The 3,370-nt window shown below is 74.2% G+C and carries 5 protein-coding genes; all 5 read left to right on the top strand.

Annotation, left to right across the window (positions count from 1 at the left end):
• Window positions 1–1,119, top strand: a 1,119-nt coding sequence (locus tag ACI79K_RS21050) for a CpaF family protein (RefSeq protein ID WP_456600677.1), incomplete at its 5' end; no start/stop codon positions are given.
• Window positions 1,116–1,979, top strand: a complete 864-nt coding sequence (locus tag ACI79K_RS21045; protein WP_456600676.1) for a type II secretion system F family protein — start codon at window positions 1,116–1,118, stop codon at window positions 1,977–1,979. The genes ACI79K_RS21050 and ACI79K_RS21045, both read left to right, overlap by 4 nt.
• A gap of 13 nt (window positions 1,980–1,992) precedes the next feature.
• Complete coding sequence (locus ACI79K_RS21040) at window positions 1,993–2,934, top strand: type II secretion system F family protein (protein WP_456600675.1); 942 nt, start codon at window positions 1,993–1,995, stop codon at window positions 2,932–2,934.
• Window positions 2,935–2,963: 29 nt separating this feature from the next.
• Window positions 2,964–3,170, top strand: coding sequence for a hypothetical protein (locus ACI79K_RS21035; RefSeq protein WP_456600674.1), 207 nt, complete (start codon window positions 2,964–2,966; stop codon window positions 3,168–3,170).
• A partial coding sequence (locus ACI79K_RS21030; RefSeq protein WP_456600673.1) for a TadE/TadG family type IV pilus assembly protein occupies window positions 3,160–3,370 on the top strand: 211 nt, incomplete at its 3' end. The genes ACI79K_RS21035 and ACI79K_RS21030, both read left to right, overlap by 11 nt.

Here is a 3,370-nt window from a genome sequence, read left to right as displayed (position 1 = left end):
CGCGACGTGGTCGCCGACTACTCGGAGCGCTCGCTGACCTCGGCGCTGCCGCCGATCGGTGATCCGGAGTCGGTGGTCCGCGACGTGCTGGACCGGGTGGCCGGGTTCGGGCCGCTGCAGCGCTACCTGGACGACCCCGAGGTCGAGGAGGTCTGGGTCAACGAGCCGGGCCGGGTGTTCGTCGCCCGTCGCGGCCGCAGCGAGCTGACCACGACGATCCTGGCGCCCGGCGAGCTGGCCGACCTGGTGGAGCGGATGCTGCGCACCTCGGGTCGACGGATCGACATGTCGACGCCGTTCGTCGACGCGATGATGCCCGACGGCTCCCGGCTGCACGTGGTCATCCCCGACATCACCCGTCGGCACATGGCGGTGAACATCCGCAAGTTCGTGCTGCAGGCCCACTCGCTCGACGAGCTGGTCGCGCTGGGCACGCTCACCGCCCAGGCCGCCCGCTTCCTGGAGGCCGCGGTCGCCGCCGGGCTGAACATCCTGGTATCCGGCGGCACCCAGGCCGGCAAGACGACGCTGCTCAACTGCCTGTGCGCCGCCGTTCCCGCGCGGGAGCGGGTGATCACCTGCGAGGAGGTCTTCGAGCTGCGGGTGCCGCTGCCCGACGTCGTCTCGATGCAGACCCGCCAGCCCAACCTCGAGGGGGCCGGGGAGATCCCGCTGCGTCGGCTGGTGAAGGAGGCGCTGCGGATGCGGCCCTCCCGGATCGTGGTCGGCGAGGTGCGGCAGGAGGAGTGCCTGGACCTGCTGATCGCGCTGAACTCCGGGCTGCCGGGCATGTGCACGCTGCACGCCAACAGCGCCCGCGAGGCGGTGGTGAAGATGTGCACCCTCCCGCTGCTGGCCGGGGAGAACATCGGGACGTCGTTCGTCGTCCCCACCGTGGCTTCCAGCGTGGATTTGGTGGTGCACGCGGGCACCGATGCCGACGGCCGGCGGCGGGTGCGCGAGATCGTCGCGTTGCCCGGCCGGTCCGAAGACGGGGTCATCGAGACCGCCGACGTGTTCACCAGCCGTGACGGCCGCCTGGCCCGGGCGGACGGCTACCCCCCGCACCCGGAGCGGTTCGCTGCCGCCGGCTTCGACCTCGCCGGGCTGCTGGCGTGACCGAGTCCGGTGCGCTGCTCGGCCTCCTGCTCGGGGTCGGGCTGCTGCTGATCTGGCGTAGCGGGTCGCGCGCGCCGGCGCCGCGCACCGATCCGCGCCGTCCCGGGCGACGGCAGGAGCTGCTGGCCGCCGCCGGGCTCACCGGCATTAACGGCGCGCAGCTGCTCGCCCTGCAGATGGGGCTGGGGCTGCTGGTCACCGTCGTCGTCCTGCTGACGACGAGCACGGTGACCGTGAGCCTGGTGTTCGGGCTGTTCGGCTTCCTGCTGCCGCAGGTGCAGGTGCGCCGGCTGGCCGGCAAGCGGCGCGCGGACCTGCGCGAGGTGTGGCCGGAGGTCGTCGACAACCTGGCCTCGGCCGTCCGGGCCGGGCTGTCGCTGCCGGAGGCGCTGGGGGCGCTGTCCACCCGCGGCCCGGAGGTGCTGCGCCCGCCCTTCGCCCGGTTCGCCGCCGAGTACCGCTCCACCGGCCGGTTCGGCGTCTCGCTGGACCGGCTCAAGGACGACCTCGCCGACCCGGTGGGCGACCGCATCGTGGAGACGCTGCGCGTCGCCCGGGAGGTCGGCGGCAGCGACCTCGGGCGGGTGCTGCGCACGCTGTCGACGTTCCTGCGCGAGGACGCCCGCGCCCGCGCCGAGCTGGAGACCCGGCAGGGCTGGGTGGTGCAGGCCGCCCGGCTGGCGGTCGCCGCGCCGTGGGTCGTGCTGCTCCTGCTCGCCACCCAGTCGACGACGCTGGCGGCCTACGACTCGGCACTGGGCACGGCGATCCTGCTCGGCGGCGGCGCGGTCTGCCTGGTCGCCTACCGGCTGATGCTGCGGATCGGGCGGCTGCCCGAGGACGTGCGGGTGCTCCAGTGAGCGGGGTGGTCCGGTGAGCGCCGGCGTCCTGGGCATGCTGCTCGGCCTGCTGGCCGCGACCGGGCTGGTGCTCGTGCTGACGTACGCGCCGCCGTTCCGCTCGGTGCGGCTGGTCGACCGGCTCGCGCCCTACGTGCACGACACCCCGCCGCCGTCGCGTCTGCTCGGCACCGCGACCGAGCCCGGCCTCCTCACCGCGGTGCGCCGGATCGCCGGTCCGTCGATCAGCAAGGGCGCCCGCGTGGTCGACCGCTTCGTCGGCGGGCGGGCCGCGGTGCGCCGCCGGCTCGACGCCCTCGGTGGCGACCTCACGGTGGAGGACTTCCGCATCGAGCAGGTCGTCTGGGGCGGGCTCGGCCTGCTCGGGGCGGCCCTGGTCGCGGCGGTCGGGTCGCTGGCCGCCGGCGACCTCAACGTGCTGTCGGCCGGGCTGCTCTGCGTGGCCGGCCTGGTCGGCGGGGTGCTCGGCCGCGACTGGTGGCTCACCCAGCAGGTGCAGCGGCGCGAGGAGCTGCTGCTCGCGGAGTTCCCGGTGGTCGCCGAGCTGCTCGCGCTCGCGGTGACGGCGGGGGAGAGCCCCACGGCCGCGATCGCCCGGGTCACCCGGCTCTCCGGCGGGGAGCTGGCCCGCGAGCTGGGTGCCGCGCTCGGCCGGGCGCGGGCCGGCGTGCCGCTGACCGACGCGCTGCAGCAGATCGCCGACCGCACCTCCCTCGACCCGCTGGCCCGGTTCATCGACGGCCTGCTCGTGGCCATCGAGCGCGGCACGCCGCTGGCTGAGGTGCTGCGCGCCCAGGCCGCCGACGTGCGCGAGGCCGGCAAGCGGCGGCTGCTCGAGGCCGGTGGTCGCAAGGAGATCGCCATGATGGTGCCGGTCGTCTTCCTGGTGCTGCCGGTCACCGTCCTCTTCGCCCTGTTCCCGGGGTTGATCAGCATCGTCTCGTTGGCGCAGTGAGCCCGCGGACAACCGGAAAGGAAGCCCTCATGCGTGCCTACGCCTTCATCTCCGCGACCCTCGTCGCCCTGGTCGAGCGGTTGCGCGGGGAGGATCCCGAGCGGGGTGACGTGCCCGGTTGGGTGATGATCACCGTGATGACCGCCGCGCTGGTGCTGGCGATCCTGATCCCGTTCCGTGCGGCGATCGTCGAGGCGGTGACGAACGCGCTGACGTCGGTCACGAGTGCCGGCTGAAAGAGGACCCCTCTGGCCCCCACGGCTCGCGGGCTCGCCGCGAGGCCCTGCAGAGGGGCCGGAGGGTCATCGGGAGCGGGGCAGCGCCGTCGTCGATTTCGTGCTGGTCTCGTTGCTGATCGTGGCGCTGCTGCTGGCGGTGCTGCAGGTGGCGGTGTACGTGCACGTGCGCAACGTGGTGGCGGCGAGCGCGCAGGAGG

Source organism: Blastococcus sp. SYSU DS0616, from assembly GCF_054051015.1.
Note: the sequence above shows the minus strand (reverse complement) of the source record. Positions and strands in the feature narration are given on the sequence as shown.